This is a genomic window from Nocardia donostiensis, assembly GCF_002081715.1.
Lineage (GTDB): Bacteria > Actinomycetota > Actinomycetes > Mycobacteriales > Mycobacteriaceae > Nocardia > Nocardia donostiensis.
The window spans coordinates 1-26,259 of sequence record NZ_MUKP01000056.1; the positions used below are offsets into that span (position 1 = coordinate 1).

Genomic DNA, 26,259 nt, shown 5'->3' on the forward strand with positions numbered 1-26,259 from the left:
TCGATCCTGGTGCTGGAGGAGACCGGCCTGTTGCCGCATCTGAATCCCGGAGTGATGTCGTGGGAGGAGATCTCGCGGCTCAAACCGGTCGCTCAGTCGATGGGCATGATGCTGGAGACCACTGCGACGCGGTTGTTCACCGAGAAGGGCAACTGCCATTACGGCAGCCCGGACAAGGACCCGGCGGTGCGGTTGCGCGCCATCACCGACGCGGGCCGTCTTTCGGTGCCCTACACCACCGGCATCCTGGTCGGCATCGGTGAGACTATGGCCGAACGCGCGGAGTCCATTATGGCTATCCGCAAGCAGCACAAGGCGTTCGGGCATATTCAGGAAGTGATCGTGCAGAACTTCCGCGCCAAGGACGACACCGCCATGCGTGACGCCGATGACGCGGATCTGCAGGAGTTCCGCGCGGCGATCGCGGTGACCCGGCTGCTGGTCGGCCCGGATGTGTCGGTGCAGGCGCCGCCGAATCTGGTGTCGGAAGCGGAGTGCCGCGCCCTGCTCGAGGCCGGTATCGACGACTGGGGTGGGGTGTCGCCGGTGACCCCCGACCATGTCAACCCGGAACGGCCGTGGCCGAATCTGGACACCCTCGCCGAGATCACCGTCGCGTCAGGTTTCCAACTGGTGGAACGCACCTCGGCACATCCGAAATACGTGCAGGCGGGCAATCCGTGGATCGATCCGCGGATCGGCGCTCATGTCGCCGCACTCACCGACCCGGAAACCGGGCTGGCGAAACCGGATGCGTACCCCGTGGGGCTGCCGTGGCAGGAGCCCGACGAGGCGTGGGAATCGGCAGGCCGTGTCGACTTGAACACCGCTATCGACACCGACGGCCGCAACACCGAAACCCGCAGCGACCTCAACAGCGCGTTCGGTGATTGGGAGACGGTGCGCGAACAGGTGCGTGACCTGGCTGCGCACACACACCACCTGGACGCCGATGTGCTGGCCGCGCTGCGGGCTGCCGAAAAAGATCCGGCCGGGCTCACCGACGCCCAGTATCTGGCGCTGGCCACCGCCGAAGGCGCGGATTTGGACGCGGTCGCGGCCCTGGCCGACCAGCTGCGCCGCGATACTGTCGGCGATGAGGTCACCTATGTGGTGAACCGGAACATCAACTTCACCAATATCTGCTACACCGGTTGCCGGTTCTGTGCGTTCGCCCAACGCAAGGGCGACGCCGACGCGTTCACCCTGAGCACCGACGAGGTCGCCGACCGTGCCTGGGAGGCCTATGTCGAGGGCGCGACCGAGGTGTGCATGCAGGGCGGTATCGACCCCGACCTGCCGGTCACCGGGTACGCCGATCTGGTGCGGGCGGTGAAGGCGCGCGTGCCGTCGATGCATGTGCACGCGTTCAGCCCGATGGAGATCGTCAACGGGGCCTCCCGAGGCGGGGAAAGCATCCGCGACTGGCTGGTATCGCTCAAAGAGGCCGGGCTCGACACCATCCCCGGCACCGCAGCCGAAATCCTCGACGACGAGGTGCGCTGGGTGCTGACCAAGGGCAAACTGCCCGCCTCGGCGTGGATCGACGTCATCACCACTGCCCATGAGGTGGGTATCCGGTCCAGCTCGACCATGATGTACGGCCACGTGGACAACCCGAGTCACTGGGTGGGGCATCTGCGGGTGCTGCGCGATATCCAGGACCGCACCGGCGGGTTCACCGAATTCGTTCCGCTGCCGTTCGTGCATCAGAGCGCGCCGCTCTACCTGGCGGGCGCGGCGCGGCCAGGGCCGACTATCCGCGACAACCGTGCGGTGCACGCCCTGGCGCGGATCATGCTGCACGGGCGGATCGACAATATCCAGACAAGCTGGGTGAAACTCGGCACCGCGGGTACCAGGTTGATGCTGAGCGGTGGCGCCAACGACCTCGGCGGCACCCTGATGGAGGAGACTATTTCCCGGATGGCCGGATCACAGCACGGTTCGGCGAAAACCGTCGCCGAGCTCACCGAGATCGCCGCCGGGATCGGCAGGCCGGTGCGGGAACGCACCACCGGTTACGGCACACCGGATCACCGCGGGCCCGCGGCCGGGCTGCAGCTGACCATCGGATGAGTGCCGGTGGAGTTAGGGCAGGCTGACCGAGGGTAACGTGTGGGGCGCCAGGATACTGGTGCGCGGGCGCAGTTACCCCGAGATGAAGGAAGACTAGGAGAACGGCAGTGCCGTACATCATCGCTGAACCGTGCGTTGACGTGAAGGACAAGGCGTGCATCGAAGAATGCCCCGTGGATTGCATCTACGAGGGTGAACGCATGCTCTACATCCATCCTGACGAATGCGTCGACTGTGGTGCGTGTGAACCGGTCTGCCCGGTGGAGGCGATCTTCTACGAGGACGACACGCCCGACCAGTGGAGTGGATACATCAACGCCAACGTCGACTTCTTCGACGAGCTGGGTTCGCCCGGCGGCGCGACCAAGGTCGGCAAGGTCGACTACGACCCGCAGTTCATCAAGGAGCTGCCACCGATGGCCGAGGACTGAGTGTTGGGTATCACCGCCGCATGAACATCGAAGTGTCGTCGCGTCGCAGGGTGAGCACGCTGCTGCCCGATTTCCCCTGGGACACCATCGCCGATGCGAAGGCGAAAGCGGCCGCGTATCCGGGTGGGCTTGCCGACCTGTCGGTGGGCACCCCGGTCGATCCCGTCGACCCACTGATCCGCGCCGCGCTGAATTCGGTGGCCGAGGTGCCCGGCTATCCGACCACGCACGGCACGCCGGAACTGCGGTCGGCGGCCGCGCAGGCATTGCGGCGGCGCTACGGCGTCACCGGTGTCGACCCGGCTGCCGTGCTGCCGGTGATCGGCACCAAGGAGCTCATCGCCGGGCTGCCCCGGCTGCTCGGGCTCGACGCCACCGACCTGGTGGTGATACCCGAGGTCGCCTACCCGACCTACGAGGTGGGTGCGCTGCTGGGGGGAACCCGGATCGCGCGTGCCGACGGGTTGGCCCAGCTCGGGCCGGTATCGCCCGCGCTGATCTTCCTCAACTCTCCGGCGAACCCGACCGGCAAGGTGCTCGGGGTCGAGCATCTGCGCAAGGTGGTGTCGTTCGCGCGGGAACGCGGCACCATCGTGGTGGCCGACGAGTGCTATCTGGGGCTGACCTGGGAGGGCAGTGCCCCGTCGCTGCTCGACCCGCGGGTCTGCGACGGCGACCACACCAATCTGCTGGTGGTGCATTCACTGTCGAAGACCTCCAACCTGGCCAGCTACCGTGCCGGTTTCGTCACCGGCGACCCCGAACTGGTCGCCGAACTGCTGGAAGTGCGCAAACACTCCGGCATGATGGTGCCGCTGCCGATCCAGGCGGCGATGACCGCCGCGCTCGGCGACGACGAACACGAGGCGCGGCAGCGGGAGCGTTACCGCGCCCGCCGCGACATCCTCCGTACTGCGCTGACAGCTGCCGGGTTCCGCATCGACAACTCCGAGGCGGGCCTGTATCTGTGGTGCACCCGTGACGAACCGTGCCGCACCACACTGGACTGGCTGGCCGACCGTGGCATCCTCGCCGCGCCCGGCGACTTCTACGGGCCCGCCGGAAGCAAACATGTGCGCATCGCGTTGACCGCGACCGACGAGCGAGTCGCCGCCGCAGCGGAGCGTTTGACCCGGCGAACGTAGCGCGCAAGCCTCCGCTCCCAAAGCGGAAGCCGAACCGGTACGACAGCGGCGTAGGCGAAGCGGCCGGACCACCTCGCGGCGCGGCCCGTCCTGTGTCCACCGCATCGGATTTCGGTCTTGTCGGGTCTCCGCGGTATGCGTGTACCTGCTCGGCACTCCCGGCGGCCGAGCAGGTACAGCCGCTGCCGAGCCGCCCCCGGCGGTGTCGCCGGAGCCTGTCGTCGCCCAGCAGCCGCGTCGGCGCCAGGTCGCCCGCTCTTGCCGCAGTGCCCCCGGGAAGCTGCGGCGAGCCCGTGCGCCAGAAGGAGCCGGGTGGCAAATCTTCCGCGATCGCCGCGCCGCGCAACGCATACAGCGCGTTTTACCAGCGTGATCGCGGTAGCGGAGATAGCCTTGGGTATGGACGCTGTCACGGTTGTCCCAGTCCCCGGCAACGAACCGGTTCACACCTACGCGCCGGGTAGCCCGGAACGGGACCGGCTGCTCGACAAGCTGGCCGCCATCGCCGCGGAATCGGTCGAGATTCCGCTGGTCATCGGCGGTAAACACCGCCCGGGTATCGGCGAGCGGCACCGGATCGTCGCCCCGCACCGGCATGAGCAGGTGCTGGCGAACTACACGAACGCCACCCATTTCGAGGCGAGCGAGGCCATCGACGCCGCGATCGCCGCCGCACCGGGCTGGCGAGCGCTCCCCTTCGACGAACGCGCTGCGGTACTGTTGCGCGCCGCGGACCTGCTGGCGGGGCCGTGGCGGGAGACGGTGGCCGCCGCGACCATGCTCGGTCAGTCGAAGTCGGTGGCACAGGCCGAGATCGATGCACCGTGTGAGCTGATCGATTTCTGGCGGTTCAATGTGTCGTTCGCCCGCGGCATTCTGGAGCAGCAGCCGAATTCGAGCCCCGGAGTGTGGAATCGGCTCGACTATCGCCCACTCGAGGGTTTCGTCTACGCGATCACCCCGTTCAATTTCACCGCCATCGCGGGTAATCTGCCGACCGCTCCGGCGTTGATGGGTAACACGGTGGTGTGGAAGCCGTCGCCGACGCAGACGCTGGCGGCCTACTACACGATCCGCCTCCTGGAGGCCGCTGGACTGCCGCCCGGTGTGATCAATATGGTGACCGGCGACGGCAAGGAACTGTCCGAGGTCGCGCTGGCCGATCCGCGGCTGGCCGGTATCCATTTCACCGGATCCACCCGCACCTTCCAATACCTGTGGCGGCAGGTGGGTGCGAATATCGGCTCCTATCACGGTTATCCGCGGCTGGTCGGGGAAACCGGCGGCAAGGATTTCATTGTCGCGCACTCCTCGGCCGACCCGGCGGCGCTGCGCACGGCGCTCATCCGCGGTGCATACGAATACCAGGGGCAGAAATGTTCGGCGGCCTCACGCGCCTATATTCCGCGTTCGGTATGGCGGGAAATGGGTGATGAATTCCTGGAATTCACCGAAAACATCTGTTACGGCGACGTGGCGGATCTGTCGAACTTCGGTGGTGCGCTGATCGATCGCCGCGCCTACGACAAGAGTGTGGCAGCCATCGAACGAGCCAGGGCAGCGGGAATCACCATCGCCGCAGGCGGTACCTATGACGACAGCGAAGGCTGGTTCGTCCGGCCGACCGTGCTGGTCGTCGACGACCCCCGCGACGAATCGTTCAACACCGAATACTTCGGCCCTATTCTGGCGGTGCACATCTACGACGACGCCGAACCCGGCGCCTACACCACTATCCTTTCCGAGGTCGAATCAGCCGCACCCTACGCGCTCACCGGCGCGGTATTCGCCCAGGACCGCCATGCCATCGAGCAGGCGAGCGCAGCACTGCGGTTCGCTGCGGGCAACTTCTATATCAACGACAAACCGACCGGCGCGGTCGTCGGCCAGCAACCGTTCGGTGGGGCCCGCGCTTCCGGCACCGACGACAAAGCGGGCTCCCCGCTCAACCTGCTGCGCTGGGTCGCGCCCCGCACCGTGAAGGAGACGTTCGTGCCGCCGGTCGAATACCGTTATCCGCATATGGGGGCCTGATGCGTGTGGCACCCCGGGAACTGTGCTTCGTATTGCGGCAGGGGGCAGCGTGAACCCGTTGCGGCCCGCCATCCTCGCTGCCGCCGGATCGGCCCGGGTGAAGCGGTTGCTCACGGCTGCTCCCGTCACCGCCGAGATCGTTTCCCGGTTCGTGGCGGGGGAGGGCAGAGCGGACTTGGTTCCGGTGGCGCGGGAACTGCTGTCGAGCGGCCGCGCGATCAGCGTCGACTTCCTGGGCGAGAACACGGTCGACCGTGAGCAGGCCGAGAACGCGGTCGCCGAATATCTGGCGTTGATCAACGATCTCGCCGCACTGGACGCCGCCCGGGTGCGCGCCGCGGCGCCGCTAGAGGTGTCGGTGAAACTGTCGGCGCTGGGGCAGGCGCTGCCCGGTGACGGTCCCGCCGTCGCCACCGAGAATCTGCACACCCTGTGCACCAAAGCCGGGCAGGCCGGGGTGTGGGTGACCGTGGACGCCGAGGACCACACCACCACCGATGCCACCTTGGCCGCGGTGCGGCAGGTGCGCCCAGAGTTCCCGTGGCTCGGTTCGGTGGTGCAGGCATATCTGCGGCGCAGCGAAGCCGACTGCCGGGAACTCGCCGCCGCCGGGGCCCGGGTGCGGTTGTGCAAGGGCGCCTACCGGGAGCCGGAAGCCGTAGCTTTCCAGCATGCCGACGAGGTCGACGCCTCCTACCTGCGGTGTCTGGAGGCGTTGATGCGGGGCGCAGGTTATCCGATGGTGGCCTCGCACGATCCTCGGATGATCGCCGCGGCCGCCCGGCTGACCTCGGTCACCGGCCGACGGGCAGGTGACGTCGAATACCAGATGCTGTACGGGATCCGGGACGACGAACAGCGCAGGATCGCCGCCGACGGCCAGACCGTGCGGGTGTATGTCCCGTACGGCAATCAGTGGTACGGCTACCTGATGCGCCGGGTGGCCGAACGCCCGGCGAACCTGCGGTTCTTCCTCCGGGCGCTGGCGCAGCGCTGATCAGACCAGTGGTTTACCGGTGCGCAACCGCCTGCGCAGATCCCACAGGTAGAAGTTGAGCGGGAACATACGCAGCGGCTTCGGCAGCCGGGTCACCACTGCGCCGAGGCGGCGCATCAGCTGATCGAAGCGCCGCTGGTCGCGTTCGCTCCAGTTCATCCCCATCTGGTCGCGCATATGCTGCGGCAGCACGCCGGTGACGACGAACCGGTGGAACCGGCCGAACACCAGCCGGATGGGCAGCGGCAGCATCATCAGGTCGATCAGGTCGTTGAAGTAGTCGCGCACCACCGGATCGACCCGGGTCGCGGCCAGGTTGGTCGCGAAGTATTCGGCGAACGCCGCCCGGTCGGCGGGCCACATCTCCGGCCGCACCTGCAGGGTGGTCCCCAGGCGGGCGCTGTGCTGGTAGAACGCGTCCGCGGTTGCCTCGTCCATGCACTGGCCGCGCAGCTTCTCTAGCATGTCGGCGAAACCCCAGTACAGGCAGGCCGCCACCCACAGCTGCAGCTGCGGATCGAAGGCGTTGTATTTGACCGGGCTGGTCGGCTTGGTGCGGATCGGGCGGTGTGAGCCGTTGACGGCAGCGCGGTAGGCGAGGCGTTCGCTGTCGGTGCCCATCATGGCGACCGCAAGGTAGGTGAGCGTGGTGCGCAGCCGTTTGAGCGGGTGCACCATCACCTTGCCGCTGTCCACTTCGCTTTCCAGCACCCCGTAGGCGACCGGGCGCAGCCCCAGCTGCATGATGACGTTCGCGGTGCCACCCAGGAACGAGGCCATTCCGTCGATATAGTCCTCGACAGCGAAATCGGGACGCGGCTGGGGACTGCCCGTGGGGACCGGCGCGTGAGCGGTCATCATCGACCTACCTTCGCTCGAGAAGGGTTGAGAGGATTGTATGGGAACCATCTCATCCACTCGATGGTGTGTCAACCGAAACTGAAACTATGCAATGCTTAATCTGTCATTGCTTCGCCGATGCGGGAGGTACCGAGATGGGAGCGCTGGCAAAGCTGTTGCCGCTGGTGCGTAAACCACGCCAGGATCAGGACCAGACCGTGCTGTCCGCGGCCCTGCTCGCGTTCCTGGACTTCGGCATCAAACGCACCAGCATGGTGGAGGTCGCACGCCGCGGCGGGCTGTCGCTGGCCACCCTGTATCGGCGGTTCTCCAGTAAATCCGATCTGATCCAGGCCGTGGGGTTGGCGCAGACCCGCGAATTCATCGAGGGCGTCGACGCGGCGGTGCAGAAACAGATCGACCGCGACGGCAGCGCCGAAGACCAGATCATCGAACTGTTCGTCGCTTTCCTGGCCGGGCTACGCGGCAACCAACTGCTGGACCGGCTGCTCATCACCGAACCAGAGATCGTGCTGCCCTACCTGACCATCAAGGGGTCCCCGGTCATCGAACTCGGGCGCGACTACCTCGCCGAATTCATCACCCGCCTACAGGACGAGGGCAAGCTACCCGTCTACGATCCGCTGCCGCTGGCCGAGATGATCGCCCGCACCTCGCTGTCGCTGGCGCTCACCCCGCAGACCGTCATCCCGCTCGACGATGATGCCGCCGCGCGCGAGTTCGCCCGCAACCACGTCGCGGTATCCTTCCGGGTCGCCGATGTTCGCAAGTCGTGACACCGGCTCAGACCAGCGGGATACCGAGCCTGCGCCGCAGCCGCAGATCGGCCAGGAAGACGTTGACCGGGAACGCTTTGAGCACCGCAGGTAGCGGCGCTTCGACCGCGCCGAGCGTGCGCAGTAGCTGCGACAGGATACGTTCGTCGCGTTCGCTCCACGCCATACCCATCTGATCACGTAATCGCGGCGGCAGCAGGCCAGCGGTGACGAACCGGTTGAGCCGGCCGAAGGCCAACTGCACCGGCAGCGGGAACATACGCAGCGCGACGATATCGTCGAGCAGGGCACGCACCGGCGGGTCGATCTGGGCCAGGGACAGCTGCTCGGTCCAGTACCGCTGGAACGACGCACGATCGGGCGGCCACAGTTCGGGCGGCATCTGCAGGGTCGTGCCCAGCCGCGCGGCCTGGCGGTAAGCGGCGTCGGCGGTGGCGTCGTCCATCGGGCCGTGCATACGCTCACGCATATCTTTGGCGCCCCAGTACAGGCAGGCCGCGACCCACAATTGCAGTCGCGGATCGAAGGCGTTGTAGGGCACCGGGCTTTGTGGGGTCGAACGCACCCGGCGGTGGGCGGTATCGACTGCCGTCCGGTAGGCGGCCCGATCGTCATCGGTGCCGAGCATCGCCACCGCCAGATAGGTCAGCGTGGTGCGGGTGCGTTTGACCGGATGCAGTAGGAGGTTGCCGCTGTCGACCTTGCTTTCCGCCACACCGTGCCCGACTGCCGGATGGCTCAGCTGCATGATGACGTTGGCGGCCGCGCCGAGGATCGCGGCGCCGTCGATGTGCTGCCTGATATCGAATTCGGGCGCCTGTGCGGATCGAGACATCCGCGGGTGGGTGGCTCTGGCCTGTGCTGCTGGGCTGGATGTGCTGCTCATCGGTGCCCATCCCTTCGTTGAGAAGGTTGTACAACCACTTTCTCGCCGCTTCATTCGGTGTGTCAACCGTCACGGCCGATATAGGACGCTGCGTTTCCGCTGATCGGTCCGGTGCACGCAGCGAAAAACGAAGAAGTAGCGTTGACCGAATGCTGTCCGGTTCGCCGTTGCTGCTCAGTTCCCTGAACCCACTCGCCGTCGCCGGTGGCGCCGATATCCCGGACGCCGTGACGATCGACGGCACCACCCTGTCGCGCAGTGATCTGCTCGGAGCCGCGACTGCTGTGGCCGAGCGCATCGCCCGGGCTGATCGCGTGGCTGTCCTGGCGCGACCGAAGGTGACGACGGTGGTGGCGGTCGTCGGTTGCCTGCTCGCCGGTGTCACCGTGGTGCCGGTGCCGCCGGACGCGGGGCCAGGAGAACGCGACCATATTCTCGCCGACTCCGGGGCGCAGGCGTGGCTGGGGGAAGCACCGGCAGGCACTGAGTTGCCCACCGTCCCCGTGCGGTTGCATGCCCGTTCCTGGCACACCTATCCCGAACCCGATCCGTCGACGTCGGCTTTTGTGCTCTACACCTCCGGCACCACCGGGCTGCCCAAAGGTGTCGTGCTGAGCCGGGGCGCGATCGCCGCAGGGCTGGACGCGCTCGCCGAAGCATGGTCGTGGACCGCGAACGATGTGCTGGTGCACGGGCTTCCACTGTTCCACGTGCACGGGCTGATCCTGGGCGTGCTCGGACCGCTGCGGATGGGCAGCCCGCTGATCCACACCGGTAAACCCACCCCCGGCGCGTATGCCGCCAACCGGGGAACCATGTATTTCGGTGTGCCGACCGTGTGGTCGAGGATCGTCGAGGACCCCGACTCGGCGCGGCAGCTCACCGGCGCTCGGATACTGATCTCCGGCAGTGCTCCGCTGCCGGTCCCCGTGTTCGAACGGCTCGCCGAACTCACCGGTCACGCCCCGATCGAACGGTACGGGATGAGCGAAACCATGATCACCCTGTCCACCCGCGCCGACGGGGAACGCCGCCCCGGCTGGGTCGGGCTTCCGGTGCGCGGCGTGCAGACTCGGTTGCGCGACGAATCAGGCGCCCCGGTGCCGCACGACGGCGAGAGCATCGGCGGTCTGCAGGTGCGCGGCCCCATGCTCTTCGACGGCTATTACGGCCGCCAGGAAGCGACAGCCGACTGCTGGACCGACGACGGCTGGTTCCGCACCGGCGACGTCGCCGCTATCGACGCAGGCGGATTCCACCGCATCGTCGGCCGCGAATCCGTGGACCTCATCAAATCCGGCGGATACCGCATCGGCGCGGGTGAAGTCGAAACCATCCTGCTCGGCCACCCCGCAGTTGCCGAGGTCGCGGTGGTCGGCCTACCGGACCCCGACCTCGGTCAGCGCATCGTCGCCTACGTGGTGCCGCGCAACGGCTCCGTCGCCGAACAGGAACTCATCGATCACGTGGCGGAGCAACTATCGATGCACAAACGGCCCCGCGAGATCAGGTTCGTCGACTCGCTGCCCAGGAACGCGATGGGCAAAGTGCAGAAGAAGCAGCTCGGCTGACGGTGCCCTGTGCGGCCAGTGCCCAGGCTTCCAGCGGTCGTGCCGCGGGAAAGCCCGGGACGTGTGGGGCTGGTCTCAGCCGCGTGCGAGTTCCTCACGCCACACCGGGCTGTCGAAGTAGTGGTTGTCGTACAGCTCGGAGCTGTCTCGGATCTCCTGGACGGTCGCTTCACCGCGATACACGCGCTCCAGCAGCCGGTAGTAGTCGAAGCGGTGCAGCCCGGGAGTGAAAACCACGAGCAGTTCGGCTTCGGTGTCTGGTGCCGGGGCGAACGCGTGCGGCACGGTGGGCGGCACGGTCAGGAAGTCGCCACGGTCGAGGTGAACGATCTCCGTACCGAGCAGGAACCGCATGGAACCTTCGAGTACCAGGAACATCTCGGTGGCCTTGGTGTGGAAGTGCGCGGGCGCCCCTGGTGAACCCTTCGCAAACGTTGCCTTGTTGGCGGTGAGCGCACCGTCGGTGTCGCCGGCATCGGCGAGCAGGGTGATGAGGCTGAGCGCGCCGTCCTGCACCGTTGCGGCGTTCTCGGAGCGAACGAGAACAGGGGCGGCGTGCTGCGCAGAGCTGGTCATCGAGGACTCCCTGAGGGATGTCGAGCGGCGTTTCGCGCCGCATTTGCCTGTGTCGATGATGTGACGACGCAGGCACTCCGAGTGTGACATCGGTGGCCGCGGAGGCGGCCACCGATGCGGGAGAGCGGGGTCGGGCCGCTCAGTTGTGGGCGTGCAGGTCTTCGTTGAGTTCGATACCGGTGCCCTTGCGTGCAACGGCCTCGACCGCGCCGGTCTGCGAGTTGCGGCGGAACAGCAGGTTGTTCTTGCCGCTGAACTCGGCGGCCTTGACGATGGTGCCGTCGGGAGTGGTGACCTTGGTGCCCGCCGTCAAGTAGAGGCCTGCCTCCAGCACGCAGTCGTCACCGAGCGGGATACCGAGACCGGAGTTGGCGCCGAGCAGGGAACGTTCACCGATGGAGATGACAGTGGTGCCGCCGCCGGACAGGGTGCCCATGGTCGATGCGCCGCCACCGATATCGGAGCCGTCGCCGACCACCACGCCAGCGGAGACCCGGCCCTCGATCATGGAGGCGCCGAGGGTGCCTGCGTTGAAGTTCACGAAACCCTCGTGCATGACGGTGGTGCCCGCGGCGAGGTGCGCACCGAGCCGCACCCGGTCGGCGTCACCGATACGCACACCGGAGGGCACGACGTAGTCGACCATGCGCGGGAACTTGTCGATGCTGTACACCGTCACCGGTCCGCGGGCACGCAGCCGGGTCCGGGTGGCCTCGAAACCTTCCACCGGGGCCGGGCCGTGATTGGTCCACACCACATTGCTGAGCAGGCCGAACTGGCCTTCCAGGCTCACCTCGTGCGGGCGGACCAAACGATGGGAGAGCAGATGCAGCCGCAGGTAGACATCGTGCGCGTCGACCGGGGCGGCGGACAGGTCGGCAATGGTGGTGCGTACCGCAACCACCTCGACACCGCGGGCCGGATCGGGTCCGAGCAGCGGCGCGAGATCTGCGTACGCGTCCTGGTCGGAGATCTGCTCGAGCCGTTCGGTTCCCGTCTCGGTGAACTCGCCGAGCTCGGGGCTCGGGAACCAGGTGTCCAGGACGGTGCCGTCCGTGGTCACAGTGGCGATACCGATGGCAGATGCTCCCTGAATGCTCACGTCTGCAGAGCCTACCCACCGGCTCCGCAGCAGAGTGCGGCCAGTTGTCCGGCCTGTGCGTCGGCCCACAGCTGCGGCCGTGGGGCTCGGCCGTGATCTTCAGCCGGTAGCGACGTGCTGATGGTAGGTCCGGGCGTTCGGGTTTGTCCGGATCGAGCCGCTGAAGGGGTGCGGTGAGCGTCGGGCAGCGCCCGATCGTGGCCGGAGCTATCTCCCCGCATACGCTCGGATCGTGACCCTCGACCTGCGCGCAGACCCCATTACGCTCACCGCAGCCCTCGTCGACATCCCCAGCGTGTCCCGCGACGAAGCCGTGATCACCGACGCTGTCGAAGCAGCGTTACGTGAGCAGACCAGCGGATTCGAGGTGGTCCGGCACGGCAATGTGGTGCTGGCGCGCACCGACCGCGGGCTGCCGACCCGGGTGGTGCTGGCCGGGCACCTGGATACGGTGCCGATCGCCGACAACGTGCCGAGCCGGTTCACCGAGCAGGACGGGGCCGAGGTGCTGTACGGCTGCGGCACCGTCGATATGAAATCCGGTGACGCGGTATTCCTGCATCTGGCCGCCACCATCGCCGAACCTGTACACGATCTGACGCTGATCTTCTACGACTGCGAGGAGATCGCCGCCGAGTTCAACGGGCTCGGCACCATCGAACGGGAACTGCCGCACTGGCTCGACGCAGACCTGGCGATCCTGGGCGAACCCTCCGGCGGGTGGATCGAAGCGGGCTGCCAGGGCACCCTCCGCGCCCGGCTGACCACCTCCGGGGTGCGGGCGCATTCGGCCAGGGCCTGGCTGGGTGACAACGCCATCCACGGTTTGGCACCGGTGCTGACGAGGCTGGCCGAATACCGGGCGCGGCAGGTCGATATCGACGGTTGTATCTACCGGGAAGGGCTGTCGGCGGTGCGGGTCGGGGGCGGAGTGGCGGGCAATGTGGTGCCCGACGCCGCCGAGGTGGAGGTGAACTTCCGGTTCGCCCCCGACCGTTCGGTCGCCGAGGCCACCGAACACGTCCGCGATGTGTTCACTGGGCTCGATATCGACTTCCAGGTCACCGATGCCGCGCCGGGAGCGCTACCCGGGCTCACCGCGCCCGCGGCCGCCGGTCTGATCTCCGCCGTGCGCGACCACGGGGCCGCCGGGGTGCGCGCCAAGTACGGCTGGACGGATGTGTCGCGTTTCGCCGCCCGCGGTATCCCGGCGGTCAACTTCGGTCCGGGCGACCCCAACCTGGCGCACAAACGTGACGAACACGTTCCACTGGAACAGATCACCCAGGTCACCGCGATGCTGCGCAGCTATCTCACCGGTATCCCGCAGGTCACAGCACCGACCGACCGGTAGCGTGGCAACCATGTCCATCGAACCCGCCGAACCCGAGGCCGCCAAGCCGAAACCGACAGCCAGATTCCGCGGGCCGATAATATTGCGCCGGGCCCGTAAACCGGGAACCGCCACCGCAGACCGGCATCTGCTCGACCGTCGCGACGACAGCGACTGGGTGCACACCGACCCGTGGCGGGTGCTGCGTATCCAGGCCGAATTCGTCGAAGGTTTCGGTGCACTCGCCGAGGTGCCGCGCGCGGTCACCGTCTTCGGGTCCGCACGCACCCCGCTCGAACACCCCGAATACGAGGCCGGACGCGCCATCGGCGCCGCACTTGCCGAGGCCGGTTTCGCGGTCATCACCGGCGGTGGTCCCGGCGCGATGGAGGCCGCCAACCGCGGCGCCTGCGAGGCGGGCGGTTATTCGATCGGGCTCGGTATCGAATTACCGTTCGAGCAGAGTCTCAACGAATGGGTCGATCTGGGTATCAACTTCCGGTACTTCTTCGTCCGCAAGACGATGTTCGTGAAATACTCGCAGGCCTTCGTCTGCCTGCCGGGTGGTTTCGGCACCCTCGACGAACTGTTCGAGGCGCTGACCCTGGTGCAGACCCGCAAGATCACCCGGTTCCCGGTGATCCTCTTCGGCAGCAGGTACTGGTCCGGTTTGGTCGACTGGCTGCGTGATTCGATGCTGCCATCGGGCAAAATCGCCGACACCGATCTCGACCTGGTGCATATGACCGACAGTGTGGAGGAAGTGGTGCGCATCATCGAACAGTCCGCCGCCGAACGCGGCAACCTCGAAGTGCTCGGCACCGAGGACAAATGGTGAGCGGGCAACCATACGCGGTGTGCGTTTACTGTTCGGCCAGCACCGCCGATCACAACCAGTTGGCGTTGGCAGCACGCGTGGGCACCGAAATCGCCCGCCGGGGTTGGCAACTGGTGTCCGGCGGCGGTCATGTGTCGATGATGGGCGCGGTCGCTACGGCCGCACGGGCGGGCGGCGCCAACACCATCGGGGTGATTCCGAAACACCTGGTGCACCGGGAAGTCGCCGATGTCGACTCCGACGAACTCGTCGTCACCGACACCATGCGCCAGCGCAAACAGGTGATGGAGGACCGCGCCGACGCCTTCCTCACCCTGCCCGGCGGTATCGGCACCCTCGAGGAATTCTTCGAAACCTGGACCGGCGCCTACCTCGGCGTGCACAGCAAACCCGTCGTCGTACTCGACCCGGACGGCCACTACCGCGGCCTGTTCGACTGGGTGAACGAACTGTACAGTCGCGGTTTCGTTTCGCAGCTCGCGATGGATCGGGTCACGGTCACCACTGATCTGGCGACGGCCTTCGACGCGTTACAGGGAGTCAGTGCAGGCAGTCACTCGGCTGGTGGGCACTGCGCATCCGATACGCCCACGCCGGAAGCGTCGCCGGGGCAGCAGGGAACAACAACCGAAGCAACGGCGGCAGCCGAAACCGCGGGAGCACAGACCGGCATATTTGCGGCAGCGCGGGCCGCCGACGGGGAAGCCGACCAGATCGCGGTGGTGCGCAGCCGGCGCATGGAAGTCGAGACGGAGGTCTGGATCGAAAGCGCTGGGGCGGATCCCGCCGCGGCGCAACTCGCTCCGTCGGCGGCCGAATCGGATGAGAACGCCGGTGTCGTGGCCGCTGAGCCCGGCTCCAGCCCGGCGGACCGGAAACCGGGCTCGGCAGGACCACCGGCGGACGAGGGCGATTCGGCCGCCGACGGGTGAGACCGGGACCGCCCCGAAGGACGGTTCCGCGCGGGAAGGCCGATAACGGCATAGCATTTCGATGAGGAGGGCGGATCGGTGAGCAACGAAACCCGTACGACCGTCGGACTGTTGGAGCTGGTCGCCAGCCTGCCGGGGATGGCGCTGGACGCACCGGGGATGCTGCGCAACGTGCGGGGCATGCTCGTGCGGCCCGGCGACAAATCCTCGGTCGGCCGCTACTTCCAGCGAGCCGCGCACCGGCACCCGAACCGGCCGTTCCTGCGCTTCGAAGGACAGGAAGTCGGCTACGGCAAGGCCAACGAGGTGGTGAACCGGTACGCGAATGTGCTCGCCGCCCGCGGAGTCCGCCGCGGCGATGTGGTCGGCGTACTGATGACCAACCGTCCCGAAACCATGTTCACGGTACTGGCGACGGTGAAACTCGGCGCCACGGTCGGGCTGCTGAACTACCACCAGCGCGACCGGGTGCTCGCGCACAGCATCGGCCTGCTCGGCAGCGCGGTGACCGTGGTGGGGGCCGAATGCCGGGAAGCGCTGGACTCGTTGACCGAGTCGCAGCTGCCCGAGCAGATGCTGGCTGCCGAGGAACTGCATCGCCTGGCAGGCAGCGCAGATACCGCCGATCCCGACGTGTGCGAGGAGATCACCGCCCGCGAACGCGCGTTCCTCATCTTCACCTCCGGCACCACCGGCCTGCCGAAAGCCAGTGTGATGACGCATCTGCGCTGGACCAAGAGCATGGCCGGGCTCGGCGGCCTCGGGGTCCGATTGCGCGGCAACGACACTCTGTACTGCTGTCTGCCGCTCTACCACAACAACGCGCTGACCGTCGCGCTGTCGTCGGTGCTGGCGGCGGGCGCGACTTTCGCACTGGGCAAGCAGTTTTCGGTGTCCCGCTTCTGGGATGAGGTCATCGTCAACCGTGCCACCGCCTTCATCTATATCGGCGAACTGTGCCGTTACCTACTCAACCAGCCGTCCCGCCCGGCCGACCGGCAGCATCGGGTCCGGCTCGCGGTCGGCAACGGGCTGCGCCCGGAACTATGGGACCGGTTCAAAGAACGTTTCGGCATCGGCAGGATCGTCGAGTTCTACGGGGCCAGCGAGGCCAATATCGCGTTCGTCAACGCGTTCGGAGTGGACCGCACCGCAGGCTTCGGCCCCCTGCCGTATGCGATCGTCGAATACGACGACGACACCGGTAGCGCCGTACGCGGCCCGGACGGCCGTTTGCGCCGCGTACGGCCAGGCGGGGTCGGGCTGCTGCTGGCCAAGGTCACCAGCCGGTCACCGTTCGACGGCTACACCGACGAGGCCGCCTCCGAAGCGAAACTCATCCGCGACGGCTTCGGCAAGGGCGACGTCTGGTTCGACACCGGCGACCTGGTCCGCGACCAGGGCTGGCACCATATCGCGTTCGTCGACCGGCTGGGCGACACCTTCCGCTGGAAGGGCGAGAACGTTGCCACCACCGAAGTCGAGGCTGCGCTCGGCAGCGTCGCGGAGATCACCGAGGCGGTGGTGTTCGGTGTGGACATCCCCGGCACCGACGGTAAAGCCGGTATGGCCGCGGTAACGCTGCGCCCCGGCGCGGAATTCGACGGGGAGGCGGTGGCTCGGTCGGTGTTCGACCGGTTGCCCGGATACGCGGTCCCACTGTTCATCCGCGTCGTCGACCAGCTGGAGGCGACATCGACATTCAAAAGCCGCAAGGTAGAACTGCGCAAACAGGGGTACGCCCGAGACGACGAGACGCCGCTGTACGTCCTGGTCGGCCGCAGCGCGGGCTATGTCCCCGCCTACGACGATTACCCAGCCGATGTCGCCGCGGGTCGCGCTCCCAAAAGCTGAACCGAAGCGCCTCCAGGGCTCAGCCGCTCGATGTACCGAGGCGTCGACCGCTGTGCCACAGCACCGGGCAGTGGGCAGTACCCGTGTCGGTACAGTCAGGTTCATGTTTCGACCCGCGGCGCCGTCTCCGACCCTGTGCGGACGGCCGGTAGCGACGGATCGCGCGCTGGTCATGGCGATCGTGAACCGCACCCCGGACTCGTTTTACGACAGGGGTGCCACCTTCTCCGACGATGCGGCGATGGCAGCGGTCGCGCGGGCCGTGGACGAGGGCGCCGACCTGGTCGATATCGGGGGCGTGAAGGCCGGACCGGGTAGCACCGTCACCGCCGCCGAGGAATCGCGCCGGGTGGTGCCGTTCGTCGCGGCGATCCGGCAACGATTTCCCGAACTATTGATCAGCATCGACACCTGGCGAGCCGAGGTGGCGCGCGCCGCCGTCGCCGCGGGCGCCGACCTGATCAACGACACCTGGGCCGGTGCAGACCCGGATCTGGTGCTGGTGGCGGCCGAAACCGGCGTCGGCATCGTCTGCAGTCACACCGGCGGCGCGATACCGCGCACCCGCCCGCATCGGGTGCGCTACGACGATGTGCTGGCCGAAGTCACCGATACGGTCGTGCGAGCTGCCGAAGCCGCGCTGGCCGCCGGGGTACGCCGCGACTCGATCCTCATCGACCCGACCCACGATTTCGGGAAGAACACCTACCACGGGCTCGAACTATTGCGCGGAGTCGACGTTCTTGTAAAAACAGGGTGGCCAGTATTGATGGCGCTCAGCAACAAGGATTTCATCGGAGAGACTTTAGGTGTGGGTCTTTCCGAACGGCTGGAGGGCACATTGGCAGCGACAGCATGGTCGGCAGCGGCCGGAGCCCGCGTCTTTCGCGTCCACGAAGTCGCCGCGACTCGGCGCGTGGTGGACATGATTGCCGCGATCCAGGGAACCCGGCCCCCAGCACGCACCCTGCGAGGTCTGGTATGAACTTCCAACACCACGAGCCCTGCTGGGCAACGACCAACACCTGGGATACGCCTGATTGGACGGTGGACCACCTGGTCGCCGCCAAGGGTGGGCGCACCGTATCGGTGGTGCTGCCCGCGTTGAACGAGGAAGGCACCGTAGCCGAGGTGGTGGCCAGCATCCGGCCGCTGCTCGGCAGCCTGGTCGACGAGCTGGTGGTTCTGGATTCCGGCTCGACCGACGCGACCGCCGACCGCGCCCGCGCGGCCGGGGCCAGCGTGGTCACCCGCGAACAGGCTGTCCCCGAATTGGATCCGGTGCCGGGCAAGGGCGAAGTTCTCTGGCGTTCGCTGGCCGTGACCAGCGGCGATCTGGTGGCCTTCGTCGACTCCGACCTCATCGACCCCGATCCGGCCTTCGTGCCGAAACTGCTCGGTCCGCTGCTGACAGTGGACGATATCCACCTGGTCAAGGCCTACTACCGCAGGCCGCTGCGCCAAGGAGCGGCCGTCGACGAACACGGCGGCGGCCGGGTCACCGAACTCGTCGCCCGTCCGCTGCTCGCCGCGCTGCGCCCGGAGTTGTCGCAGGTTCTGCAACCCCTCGGCGGCGAATACGCGGGCACCCGCGAGCTGCTCACCTCGGTTCCCTTCGCCCCCGGCTACGGGGTGGAAATCGGGTTGCTGCTCGACACCTACGACCGCCTCGGCCTCGACTCCATCGCCCAGGTCAACCTCGGCGTCCGCACCCACCGCAACCGTCCGCTGGCCGATCTGGGCGTAATGAGCCGCCAGATCATGGGCACCGTCCTCGGCCGCAGCGGCGTCCACGACTCCGGGGCCGCGCTTACCCAATTCCCCCTGATCGGCGACGTCTTCACCGCCCACAGCACGGAGGTGTCCCTGGCTGACCGTCCCCCGATGAACACCGTCCGGCCCGACCGCGTGGCCGCCTGATTTCCGTTCCCGTAGCCAGGCGTACGGCGAACTAGCTCAGTTGTTCCGGATACGACTGTTCTGGATACGGCGCCTGATGCGGCGAAGGAGGTTCGCCGGCCGGGAGTCCGGAGCAGGGTTGAGGTTGTCGAAGGTACGGGGCCGCGGTGCGGATACGCCCTGGGGTCGTGGTGCGGTCGGTTCCTCAGGGCGTGACTCGGCTGTTCCCTCGGACCGTGGCGGGGCTGTGCCTTGGAGCCGCGACACGGATGTGGTCTCGGGCCGCGCCACGGCATTGTCCTCGGGCCGTGGCGTGGTGGCGCCCTGCTGATCCGGGCGCTGCGGGGCGGTCCCGGGCTGGTCGGTGGCGGTAACCGGCGGCTTGGTACGCCGCGGCTCGCCTGTGGTGAGCTTTCCGGATTTCCTGGAAGAGCTATATCCGGCAGACGCGGGCGATTCGATAGGCGCAGTCCTGTTGGCGCTGCCAGACGGTTTGGTCTCCCGTGTGCTGGTCGAATCTGTGGATGTCTCGGTTTCGGTGGCGGAAACCGTCCTACGCGGTTCGCTCGGCTTGGTGACCGGTGCTTCGCGGTTGCTTCTCGAGCGGCCTGATTGCGCAGGCCCAGTCCGGCGCGCAGCCGATTTCGAACCGTTAACCGGCTCAGGACCGGTGGTCGACTCGATGCCGGCAAACGAGTAGGGCCGTGTGGTGGCGGCGGGTCCTGCGGTGGAACCGGGCTGTGCAGACGAGTTGGGCCGCGCGGCTGAGCCGGGTTCAGCGGTCGAATCAGACCCTGCGGTGGAGTTCGGCCCGGCGGTCGATGTCGGATCCGGTTGTTGTGGGGCCCGTGCGCCGGTCGTTCCGGAGGGAAGGGGGTGGTCGGTGCTTGTGGTGGCGGTGGGAGGTGTGGTTCGGCGCGGTGTTCCCGTCGGTCCGGTCGACTTGGTGGGCGCATTCGATTCGGTGGGAGGAGCCGTTTCGGTAGACGGCTCGGGCTCGCTGTTCGGGCGCGAGGGCGAGGTGGGGCGCCGCTTGCCGGGGGTGGGCGTGGTGGTGTCGGGGGCGGCCGGGCGTGTGGCCGCAGTGGGCGGTGGGTCGTCCGGGTGATCGGTGGGGCCCGGTTCGGTGATCGGATACCGCGCGCCGGGGCGTCTGACCGGTAGCGGTGGCAGGGGTGGGGAATTGTCGGGCTGCGCGTTGCTGGAACCACTATCGCGAGGAGTGGGTTGCGACTGGTTCGCGTCCTTTTCAGTGGGCGTGTCTCGCTCGGATCGTGGGGTTTCGGCCGACTCTGGGCCGGTCGGAGCCGCAGCGCTGGATGCGGGTTCGGCGAGCGGGGTCGAGCCGGGCCGGTTGCCACCGGACTGTTCTGGCGTCGGCTGGGCCTCGGTTTCCGGGGTTTCCGGCTCCTCGGCAACTATGCGTTGGGTCTGCTCGTCGTCGAGGTGGTGTTCATCGGCGAGGCGGGCCTGGAGCTCGGCGACAGTGACATGTTCCCTGCGGGCGGGGGCAGGCTTGCGGAACACCATGAACACGATCACCAGCAATCCGATCGCGATCAGGCTGACCCCCACGATTACCAACACATTCACCAGCGCCTCCGCGACGTGTGGTTTCGGATATCGAGTTCGGCACGGTGCACTCACCGGCGGGGAGTTACTACCCGGCTATCTAAACATCGAATTAGCAGAACAATTCATGACGGCATATGTGACCTGAATCACACTCTATTGTATTACCGCCCGTTATCGCACCGGCCCCACCCCCGGTGGTGCCCACGATATACCTCATGCGTGTCGCCGCTGGTCTCCGGCGGCTTGTTCGTTCTCGGTCCCCGAAGGCAACGGCAGACAACGGCAACGGTGCGACTCGGATCCACGGGTGACGTGCGCGCCGAGCGGATCAGCGCCTGTGCTGCAGGCGGTGTGCTCGCATATCCACCGGGCCGTGCCGGTAGACGGGCGTGAGCAGGTCCGCGTCGATCGGTTCGCCGGTGCCGCGGTCGTAGCGGACCCCGATCAAGGTGGAGAAACGTCGGGTGCCCGCGCGTTCGTGCAGTGTGGCCAGGCGGGTGGCGAGTAGCCGGACCGCACCCAGCGAACCGGGTGGGTGCAGGCCGTCGATGACGAGCACCGAGCCGCGGCCGTTCGGGCTGGGTAGCCGGGCCAGGTAGGCGATATCGTGCGGTGCCGATCCACTGGGGCGGTAGATGCGCCGGGCCGCCCGGTCCTCGATGCCGCGGCGGCCGTCGCCGATACGGGCGACCGCGCGCCGCAGCCGGGGATCGGCGGCGATGAGCTGGCGCAGGCTCGGGGACAGCTCCGGACCGCCGAGCACGATCAACCCGTCGCGTTGCAGATCGATCGGGCGTCCCGGCGCGAAGTGCTCGACGGTCACCGCGAACCCGAGCTCCTGCAGCAGTTCGGCGAGGCGCGGGGCCGCGGCCGGATCGGGGGCACCGATCAACCGCCCGGCACGGGAATCGGGGACGAGCACGGTGAGCGGCCCGTGCCCGAAGAACAAACCCTCCGGTGCGGGTCCCTGCGTGCTCACCTGGTGGATGCGGGCGCGGGAAAGCCCGGCGGCTGCACCGATTCTGGCGAAAGTCCAGCCTTCGGCGTGTAGTTCCCTGATCACCGCACGCCGAATCCGCGTGAGCTCGTTGATGGTCTGCTGGGCAGCGGCGACCCCATCGGTGGCGGCCTTGAGTCGCTCGACCTTGTCCTCGATCGCGAAAACCCGCGCCACGTCATCGGCCGACATGTGCGAAGTTTAGACAGCGTTACCGCATACGGTGTCTAGAACGCTTGACGTTCAGGTGGCGTCGGTGTCGATCGGCGGACGTTCGTTGCGCTCCAAGGGTTTCTCGAACTTCGGCATCGGGTAATCCGGCATGCCGCTGTTGGTGCCATAGAAGTCTTTTTCGTCGGGAAGTGCTGTGCCCAGATCCTTGAACAACGAATCATCGCCGTTCAAAAGGTGTTTGGTCACCATCGACTTCGGCGTCATCCCACGTAATTCCTGCAGATCGGCGAGCGGCTTACGCAGATCGTCGAATTCGGGCCCGAGCTCTTGGCGCAGTTGCGTAGTCGCGCCAGTGGCGTAATCGCGAACCTGACGCACACTGCGCACAGTCCAGCGCACGGCACCGGGCAAACGCTCGGGGCCGAGAATGACGAGGGCGGCGACGAGCAGGATGACCATCTCGCTCCACCCGATGCTGCTGAACACGCCACCAGGCTACCCGGCGGTCGTGGTGCCCGATCAGTCGGATTGCAGGGTGACCGGCACGTCCACCTGCCTGCCTTCGCGGATCAACTGCACGTTCACCGTGTCGCCGATCTCATGCGACTGCACCGCGACCACCAGCTCGTCCGGCCCGGTGACCTCCCGATCGCCGACCTTGACGATCACGTCGCCCTCGACGATGCCCGCGTTCGCGGCCGGGCTGCCCGGCATCACATCGGCCACCTCGGCGCCGCTCATCACCTCGTTGGCCACAGTTTTGCTGCGGGCGGTGAGGCCGATGACCGGATGGTGGATGGCGCCGTCACGGATCAAGGTCTGTGCCACATCGGTCATCTCGTCCACCGGAATCGCGAACCCGAGGCCGACCGATCCGCCGCTTTCGCTGCGGATAGCGGTATTGATGCCGATAACCCGGCCGTCCATATCCACCAGCGCACCACCGGAGTTACCCGGGTTGATCGAGGCGTCGGTCTGCACCGCGTCGATCACGGCCTTGGTATCGCTGCCCTCGCCTTCCAGCTTGACCGGACGATGCAGCGCGCTGACGATCCCGGAGGTGACTGTTTTGCTCAGGCCGAGCGGGGAACCGATGGCGAGCACCGCATCGCCGACCTGAACGTCGTCGGATTTACCGAGCTGCGCGACAGTGAGATTTTTCACATCCACCTTGAGGACCGCGAGATCGGTTTTCGGGTCGCGGCCGACGATCTTCGCGGGCACGCGAGTGCCGTCGGAGAAGGTGACCTGGATGGCGGCGCGGTCGGTCTGGTCCTGCGCGGCCATCGAGATGACGTGATTGTTGGTGACGATATAGCCCGCACCGTCGATGATGACGCCGGAGCCGGTGGCGCCATTGTCGCCGACGGTCGTACGGATCGACACCACCGACGGCAGCACCGCGTCGGCTACCTGGGCGATCTGACCGTGCGGTTGGGCACCGTCGCTCTGCTGCAACTCGACCTTGCGGGAAGTCAGGGTGGCGGCGGTTTCGGCGGTCAACCTGCCGACGAGGCCGCCGACCAGGCCGATGACCACCGCGATCGCCGCCAGCACCGCGAGTGCCTTCGGTGCGACTTTGGAACCGAACAGGACGTCACGGGCCGACAGTTTGGGCGCCTCGGCGTGCGCCTGCTCCTGCGGGGCGGGCAGGGCGGGTGCGCCGAGCCGAGCGGCAGCATCGGGGTCGCGCCAGGGGTCGGCCGGCCCGGCGACAGTGGATCCGGCGGTGCGGTCGGCTTCGGGGTCGCGCTGCAGCAGTTCGTCCGAACCCTCGGGCCTGCCGAACGCCTCGGCCAGTACAGCCGCGGGCGGGCCCTCCGACACGGCCGGGGCGGGCGGCGCAGCGTCACGCGGCGGCCGCGGGGCGAACGATCCGGTCTGCCCGGAGGGACGGCGGAAGGCGTGCGCGGTATGGGTGTCCACATGCGGGCGATACACCGGGCGCGGTGCGAGCACTGGTGCGTCCGGCGGCCGCAGGTTCCCCCTGTTGGCCGCCGAATCAGGGGTATCGGCCGATCCGTTGTTCGTCGATTCGGTGGTCACGCGCCAAACTCTACTTGCGCCACCAGGCAGACCACCGCCTGCTGTCGAAGGTCGATGTCGACGAGGCGCTCAAAAACCCGAAAACTGCCTCGTTACGGGGGTTTCCGGCGTCTGAAGAACGATTTCCGTTCGCTGCGCCGCCGGGAAATTCGGCCAGCGGGATACGGGTGAGGCTGTCGTGCAGCCCGGACGGAATCGACACCTGACCGGCCCGGCGCAGCGCGATCCGTGCCTGCTGCTGTGCCTCGACCTCGGCCGCGCATTCCGGGCATACGGAAAGATGCTGGGCGGCGCGCAAATAGGGGTTCATCCGCAGTTCGCCGTCCACGTATGCGGCGACAGCCTCGCTCGCCAGATGCTCGGTGGAGCGGAAACGCGGCTGACGACGACCGGAAGTACTGAAGTCGTCACTCATTCGGTGCTCACCTTTCCCAACCGACATTGCTGACCGTCGGGCGCCGGTATCGCTACCGGAGGTCACCCGAAGTTCGCCTCGGCGGCGAACCGATCCTGTGACCCATTATGCGCAAGGTAGTCGCGTAGTGCTTGCCGGCCGCGATGGATCCGGCTGCGTACGGTGCCGAGCTTGACACCGAGCGTCGCACCGATCTCCTCATAGGACAGGCCCTCGATATCGCACAGCACCACCGCAGCGCGGAACTCTGGTGCCAGCGAATCCAGTGCCGTCTGCAGATCGGGGTCGAGCCGGGCGTCGTGGAAGACCTGTTCGGGGCCGGGGCCCTCGGCAGGGACCCGGTCGTAGTCCTCCGGCAGCGCTTCCATCCGGATACGGCTGCGGCGACGCACCATGTCCAGGAACAGGTTGGTGGTGATGCGGTGCAACCAGCCTTCGAAGGTGCCCGGCTGGTAGTTCGACAGGGAGCGGAACACTCGGATGAACGTTTCCTGGGTGAGGTCTTCGGCGTCCTGGGCGTCGCCGGACAGCCGATAGGCCAGCCGGTAGACGCGGTCCGCGTGTTCCCGGACCAGTTCGTCCCAGCTGGGCATGACCGAACGGTCGCCTGTGGCGTCGAAGGCCGCGGTGCCGGACAGGGGGCCGGGCATATCCTCGACGGATTCGGCCGCATCGCCGTAGCTCGCTTCGGACACGCCGGTCGCGACGGCATCTCTCCCGGCCTGCGGCTCGGCATAGGGCAGAACGACCCCTTCCGCTGCGCGGGCGGCAGAGGACTCGGACAGGGTGGCGTATTCACGCGCCGCATCGACCATGTGGATGGGGGATACCTCCTACTCGGGACCGTGGCGCAACCAAGACGCGACGGTCCGGATCTGCGGACCGTCGTCGACCGGTACAACAGACGACAGGTACGTCGTTGTTCCCGCTCGCCGCGCCGGGCGGTCGGCTGGTCTTGCGTGGGTACTACTGTCTCGTGTCCCGGTGTGGCCGGGGTGTGGAGATCCTGAGGGACACCTGAGAATGTTTCGTCCCGCTCCTGGTGTCTTGGCATAGCCTCTTGGACGTGGCATCGAACATGGAGCGAAATCTCGCCTACGTGGAGGAATCCGTCGTGGAAGACGAGATCCTCGTCAGCGCCCGCGAGCGGGCCACCGAACTCGGGGCGGCGCCGGTGCCGCCCTCGGTCGGGGCCCTGTTGAGCATGTACGCGCAGCTTTTGGGCGCACGGGCGGTGGTCGAGGTGGGCACCGGTGCCGGTATCAGCGGACTGTGGCTGCTCGACGGGATGCGCGAGGACGGCACGCTGACCACCATCGATTCCGAGCCGGAACATCAGCGCGCAGCCAAGGAGGCCTTCCGCACCGCCGATATCCCGCCCGCGCGCACCCGCCTGATCAACGGCCGGGCGCTGGATGTGCTGCCCCGGCTGGCCGACGACGCCTATGACCTGGTCTTCATCGATGCCGCGCCGCTAGAGCATCCGCAATATGTCGCCGAAGCGGTCCGATTACTGCGCGCGGGTGGCGCGGTACTGGTGCACAATGCGCTACTCGGCGGGCGGGTGCCCGATGCAGCGCTGCGGGATCCGGCCACTCAGGCGGTGCGCACCGCTACCCGCGCAATCGCCGAGAACCCGGAGCTGACCAGTGTGCTCATCCCGGTCGGCGACGGACTGCTCTGCGCCTGCCGAGGGTGAGGCGCCACCACGGCCTGAGCCGGCGGTTCAGACCCAGGT

General features: G+C 67.3%; 24 protein-coding genes and 1 pseudogene. 16 read left to right on the forward strand and 9 right to left on the reverse strand.

Features of this window, described 5'->3' with window-relative positions:
• The 5 genes from B0T44_RS23775 to B0T44_RS23795 all read left to right on the forward strand — a co-directional run.
• Nucleotides 1-2,079: bifunctional FO biosynthesis protein CofGH (locus B0T44_RS23775; protein ID WP_081512599.1), on the forward strand; the 2,079-nt coding region annotated here is incomplete at its 5' end.
• 107 nt (nt 2,080-2,186) lie between these two features.
• Nucleotides 2,187-2,510 carry a ferredoxin gene (gene fdxA, locus B0T44_RS23780; protein WP_077114639.1) on the forward strand — a complete coding sequence of 108 codons (324 nt, stop codon included), beginning with the start codon at nt 2,187-2,189 and terminating at the stop codon, nt 2,508-2,510.
• A gap of 20 nt (nt 2,511-2,530) precedes the next feature.
• Entirely contained in the window at nt 2,531-3,655 is a 1,125-nt protein-coding gene (dapC, locus tag B0T44_RS23785) for a succinyldiaminopimelate transaminase (protein ID WP_077114640.1), read from the forward strand.
• A gap of 399 nt (nt 3,656-4,054) precedes the next feature.
• Nucleotides 4,055-5,689: an L-glutamate gamma-semialdehyde dehydrogenase gene (gene pruA / locus B0T44_RS23790; protein WP_077114641.1), complete on the forward strand. Its 1,635-nt coding sequence runs from the start codon at nt 4,055-4,057 to the stop codon at nt 5,687-5,689.
• 49 nt (nt 5,690-5,738) lie between these two features.
• On the forward strand, nt 5,739-6,686 hold the full coding sequence (locus B0T44_RS23795; protein WP_081512601.1) for a proline dehydrogenase family protein: 948 nt from the start codon (nt 5,739-5,741) through the stop codon (nt 6,684-6,686).
• On the opposite strand, the gene B0T44_RS23800 is transcribed toward B0T44_RS23795, so the two are convergent.
• Nucleotides 6,687-7,544 carry an oxygenase MpaB family protein gene (locus tag B0T44_RS23800; protein WP_081512603.1) on the reverse strand — a complete coding sequence of 286 codons (858 nt, stop codon included), beginning with the start codon at nt 7,542-7,544 and terminating at the stop codon, nt 6,687-6,689.
• A 137-nt stretch (nt 7,545-7,681) separates the two neighbouring features.
• On the opposite strand from B0T44_RS23800, the gene B0T44_RS23805 reads away from it, so the two are divergent.
• Nucleotides 7,682-8,323, forward strand: coding sequence for a TetR/AcrR family transcriptional regulator (locus B0T44_RS23805; RefSeq protein ID WP_077114643.1), 642 nt, complete (start codon nt 7,682-7,684; stop codon nt 8,321-8,323).
• A gap of 7 nt (nt 8,324-8,330) precedes the next feature.
• On the opposite strand, the gene B0T44_RS23810 is transcribed toward B0T44_RS23805, so the two are convergent.
• On the reverse strand, nt 8,331-9,158 hold the full coding sequence (locus tag B0T44_RS23810; RefSeq protein ID WP_077114770.1) for an oxygenase MpaB family protein: 828 nt from the start codon (nt 9,156-9,158) through the stop codon (nt 8,331-8,333).
• A gap of 200 nt (nt 9,159-9,358) precedes the next feature.
• Between B0T44_RS23810 and B0T44_RS23815 the strand changes: the two genes are divergently transcribed.
• Entirely contained in the window at nt 9,359-10,780 is a 1,422-nt protein-coding gene (locus tag B0T44_RS23815; RefSeq protein WP_175647909.1) for an acyl-CoA synthetase, read from the forward strand.
• 75 nt (nt 10,781-10,855) lie between these two features.
• On the opposite strand, the gene B0T44_RS23820 is transcribed toward B0T44_RS23815, so the two are convergent.
• Nucleotides 10,856-11,356: a cupin domain-containing protein gene (locus B0T44_RS23820; RefSeq protein ID WP_077114644.1), complete on the reverse strand. Its 501-nt coding sequence runs from the start codon at nt 11,354-11,356 to the stop codon at nt 10,856-10,858.
• A gap of 139 nt (nt 11,357-11,495) precedes the next feature.
• Nucleotides 11,496-12,458, reverse strand: coding sequence for a 2,3,4,5-tetrahydropyridine-2,6-dicarboxylate N-succinyltransferase (gene dapD / locus B0T44_RS23825; protein WP_077114645.1), 963 nt, complete (start codon nt 12,456-12,458; stop codon nt 11,496-11,498).
• A 232-nt stretch (nt 12,459-12,690) separates the two neighbouring features.
• Between dapD and dapE the strand changes: the two genes are divergently transcribed.
• From dapE to B0T44_RS26795, 8 genes and pseudogenes are all read left to right on the forward strand, one after another.
• Nucleotides 12,691-13,812, forward strand: a complete 1,122-nt coding sequence (gene dapE, locus B0T44_RS23830; RefSeq protein WP_077114646.1) for a succinyl-diaminopimelate desuccinylase — start codon at nt 12,691-12,693, stop codon at nt 13,810-13,812.
• Nucleotides 13,813-13,822: 10 nt separating this feature from the next.
• Entirely contained in the window at nt 13,823-14,629 is an 807-nt protein-coding gene (locus B0T44_RS23835) for an LOG family protein (protein WP_077114772.1), read from the forward strand.
• Nucleotides 14,623-15,159, forward strand: a pseudogene (locus B0T44_RS23840) (LOG family protein); the annotation flags it as partial. The gene B0T44_RS23835 and the pseudogene B0T44_RS23840, both read left to right, overlap by 7 nt.
• Before the next feature lie 480 nt (nt 15,160-15,639).
• Nucleotides 15,640-17,415: a long-chain-acyl-CoA synthetase gene (locus B0T44_RS23845; RefSeq protein WP_077114647.1), complete on the forward strand. Its 1,776-nt coding sequence runs from the start codon at nt 15,640-15,642 to the stop codon at nt 17,413-17,415.
• 103 nt (nt 17,416-17,518) lie between these two features.
• Nucleotides 17,519-18,400, forward strand: a complete 882-nt coding sequence (gene folP / locus B0T44_RS23850; protein ID WP_077114773.1) for a dihydropteroate synthase — start codon at nt 17,519-17,521, stop codon at nt 18,398-18,400.
• Entirely contained in the window at nt 18,397-19,335 is a 939-nt protein-coding gene (locus tag B0T44_RS23855) for a glucosyl-3-phosphoglycerate synthase (protein WP_077114648.1), read from the forward strand. Before folP ends, B0T44_RS23855 begins: the two co-directional genes overlap by 4 nt.
• An 862-nt stretch (nt 19,336-20,197) precedes the next feature.
• Nucleotides 20,198-20,422, forward strand: coding sequence for a hypothetical protein (locus tag B0T44_RS26790; RefSeq protein ID WP_139347632.1), 225 nt, complete (start codon nt 20,198-20,200; stop codon nt 20,420-20,422).
• A 420-nt stretch (nt 20,423-20,842) separates the two neighbouring features.
• Complete coding sequence (locus B0T44_RS26795) at nt 20,843-21,034, forward strand: hypothetical protein (protein WP_139347633.1); 192 nt, start codon at nt 20,843-20,845, stop codon at nt 21,032-21,034.
• Nucleotides 21,035-21,217: 183 nt separating this feature from the next.
• Here the strand turns inward: B0T44_RS26795 and B0T44_RS23865 are convergent, their stop codons facing one another.
• The 5 genes from B0T44_RS23865 to sigE all read right to left on the reverse strand — a co-directional run bounded on the left by B0T44_RS23865 (nt 21,218) and on the right by sigE (nt 25,171).
• Nucleotides 21,218-22,078 (reverse strand): hypothetical protein, encoded by an 861-nt coding sequence (locus B0T44_RS23865; RefSeq protein ID WP_077114650.1) that lies wholly within the window; start codon nt 22,076-22,078, stop codon nt 21,218-21,220.
• 51 nt (nt 22,079-22,129) lie between these two features.
• Entirely contained in the window at nt 22,130-22,546 is a 417-nt protein-coding gene (tatB, locus tag B0T44_RS23870) for a Sec-independent protein translocase protein TatB (RefSeq protein ID WP_077114651.1), read from the reverse strand.
• Nucleotides 22,547-22,579: 33 nt separating this feature from the next.
• A complete protein-coding gene (locus B0T44_RS23875; RefSeq protein WP_077114652.1) occupies nt 22,580-24,106 on the reverse strand; it encodes a S1C family serine protease in 1,527 nt (508 codons plus the stop codon).
• Between the two features lie 10 nt (nt 24,107-24,116).
• Nucleotides 24,117-24,521, reverse strand: a complete 405-nt coding sequence (locus B0T44_RS23880) for a zf-HC2 domain-containing protein (RefSeq protein WP_077114653.1) — start codon at nt 24,519-24,521, stop codon at nt 24,117-24,119.
• Between the two features lie 62 nt (nt 24,522-24,583).
• Nucleotides 24,584-25,171 carry an RNA polymerase sigma factor SigE gene (gene sigE / locus B0T44_RS23885; RefSeq protein ID WP_077114774.1) on the reverse strand — a complete coding sequence of 196 codons (588 nt, stop codon included), beginning with the start codon at nt 25,169-25,171 and terminating at the stop codon, nt 24,584-24,586.
• A gap of 428 nt (nt 25,172-25,599) precedes the next feature.
• On the opposite strand from sigE, the gene B0T44_RS23890 reads away from it, so the two are divergent.
• Nucleotides 25,600-26,220, forward strand: coding sequence for an O-methyltransferase (locus B0T44_RS23890; protein WP_077114654.1), 621 nt, complete (start codon nt 25,600-25,602; stop codon nt 26,218-26,220).
• The last annotated feature ends 39 nt before the right edge of the window (nt 26,221-26,259 follow it).

Excerpts from the sequence above, each read along its gene's own strand:
- dapC (WP_077114640.1), top strand. The coding sequence starts at position 2,531 with ATGAACATCGAAGTGTCGTCGCGTCGCAGGGTGAGCACGCTGCTGCCC.
- pruA (WP_077114641.1), top strand. The coding sequence starts at position 4,055 with ATGGACGCTGTCACGGTTGTCCCAGTCCCCGGCAACGAACCGGTTCAC.
- B0T44_RS23800 (WP_081512603.1), bottom strand. The coding sequence starts at position 7,544 with ATGACCGCTCACGCGCCGGTCCCCACGGGCAGTCCCCAGCCGCGTCCC.
- B0T44_RS23805 (WP_077114643.1), top strand. The coding sequence starts at position 7,682 with ATGGGAGCGCTGGCAAAGCTGTTGCCGCTGGTGCGTAAACCACGCCAG.
- B0T44_RS23810 (WP_077114770.1), bottom strand. The coding sequence starts at position 9,158 with ATGTCTCGATCCGCACAGGCGCCCGAATTCGATATCAGGCAGCACATC.
- B0T44_RS23815 (WP_175647909.1), top strand. The coding sequence starts at position 9,359 with ATGCTGTCCGGTTCGCCGTTGCTGCTCAGTTCCCTGAACCCACTCGCC.
- B0T44_RS23820 (WP_077114644.1), bottom strand. The coding sequence starts at position 11,356 with ATGACCAGCTCTGCGCAGCACGCCGCCCCTGTTCTCGTTCGCTCCGAG.
- B0T44_RS23835 (WP_077114772.1), top strand. The coding sequence starts at position 13,823 with ATGTCCATCGAACCCGCCGAACCCGAGGCCGCCAAGCCGAAACCGACA.
- folP (WP_077114773.1), top strand. The coding sequence starts at position 17,519 with ATGTTTCGACCCGCGGCGCCGTCTCCGACCCTGTGCGGACGGCCGGTA.
- B0T44_RS23855 (WP_077114648.1), top strand. The coding sequence starts at position 18,397 with ATGAACTTCCAACACCACGAGCCCTGCTGGGCAACGACCAACACCTGG.
- B0T44_RS26795 (WP_139347633.1), top strand. The coding sequence starts at position 20,843 with ATGAACACGATCACCAGCAATCCGATCGCGATCAGGCTGACCCCCACG.
- B0T44_RS23865 (WP_077114650.1), bottom strand. The coding sequence starts at position 22,078 with ATGTCGGCCGATGACGTGGCGCGGGTTTTCGCGATCGAGGACAAGGTC.
- B0T44_RS23880 (WP_077114653.1), bottom strand. The coding sequence starts at position 24,521 with ATGAGTGACGACTTCAGTACTTCCGGTCGTCGTCAGCCGCGTTTCCGC.
- sigE (WP_077114774.1), bottom strand. The coding sequence starts at position 25,171 with ATGCCCGGCCCCCTGTCCGGCACCGCGGCCTTCGACGCCACAGGCGAC.
- B0T44_RS23890 (WP_077114654.1), top strand. The coding sequence starts at position 25,600 with ATGGAGCGAAATCTCGCCTACGTGGAGGAATCCGTCGTGGAAGACGAG.